Source organism: Deferrisoma palaeochoriense (assembly GCF_054656955.1).
In genome coordinates this window covers 1-346 of sequence record NZ_BAAHXI010000198.1, presented here as the reverse complement: position 1 = coordinate 346, position 346 = coordinate 1, and the positions used below count along the sequence as shown (strand labels likewise).

General features: G+C 67.1%; 1 pseudogene. It reads right to left on the bottom strand.

The annotated features are described in order from the left end of the window. Positions 1-323 (bottom strand): annotated as a pseudogene (locus ACYQ8L_RS18695) (ISNCY family transposase); the annotation flags it as partial. Positions 324-346 lie beyond the last annotated feature (23 nt).

Sequence of the window (346 nt, the reverse complement as noted above, 5' to 3'; positions counted from 1 at the left end):
CCAGCCGGCACCGATTCCCCCCGGAACACCCGGCGCTCGGTCTGGTCGTGGATCTGGTCCAAAAACCCCAGCATCCGCTCCATCTCGTCGGCCAACTGAAGCCCCTTGCGGGCCTCCTTCGCGTTCATCGCCTCCGCCTGCCAAGGGCCCCGCAGTTCCTCCATGGCCCCCAAGGCATAGCCCCGCACCTGCTCGCCCAAACGAAGCAGCTCCCGGTACGCCCGTCGACGGTCGGCTGCCCCTTTGGCCGTCTGGATCTCCCGGTTCCTTCGTTTGGCCGCCCGCGTGTGGTTCGAGAAGGCGTAGCACGGCGTGCGCAGCAACTGCTTGCCTTCCTCAAGAAGCC